General features: G+C 36.6%; 1 protein-coding gene. It reads left to right on the top strand.

The annotated features are described in order from the left end of the window. The first annotated feature begins 18 nt into the window (after positions 1-18). Positions 19-510, top strand: a complete 492-nt coding sequence (locus tag RV04_RS12960; RefSeq protein ID WP_071858866.1) for a hypothetical protein — start codon at positions 19-21, stop codon at positions 508-510. Positions 511-525: the final 15 nt, after the last annotated feature.

Below are 525 nucleotides of genomic sequence, written 5' to 3'. Positions count from 1 at the left end.
TGAATTAGGAGGGAGCTAATGAGAAGTCGCAAAACGCCAGAACAGCAGCAAGCATGGAAAGAACTATTGCTATTAATCAATGATCCAGAATGGTATTTAGACAAAGTTAAAACCAAAAGGCATAAAGAGTTAATAGAAATATTGGAGCCAGAAGAACAATATGATCCGCGTGAACAAGAAAGTATTCGACTGCAACGATATTTAGACGCGCGGCCTGGAATGGAAGCTGATATCGCGGATATGTTGAGAAACGGTTTGATTTATTTAGAAATCAGAAAGAAATATCGAATTGACCCAAAAATTTTCTCTCTTGTTCGAAAAAAACATGGAATCGAAAAACATGGATGTGTTAAAAAACCAAGCAAGCGAGAACTTGAAGTGTGTTATTGCCAATATGGATTAAGGGCTACTGTCACTAAGTTTAATGTGTCTAAAGCAACTATTTACAAATGGCTAGCATCTTATAAAATCCCGACGAATAAAACAATCCAAAACTCGAAAACGAGGTGATTCAATGTATCGCAT

Source organism: Enterococcus hermanniensis (assembly GCF_001885945.1).
In the GTDB taxonomy this organism is placed as follows: Bacteria; Bacillota; Bacilli; order Lactobacillales; family Enterococcaceae; genus Enterococcus_A; species Enterococcus_A hermanniensis.
This window is presented reverse-complemented; position numbering and strand designations above follow the sequence as displayed.

Excerpts from the sequence above, each read along its gene's own strand:
- RV04_RS12960 (WP_071858866.1), top strand. The coding sequence starts at position 19 with ATGAGAAGTCGCAAAACGCCAGAACAGCAGCAAGCATGGAAAGAACTA.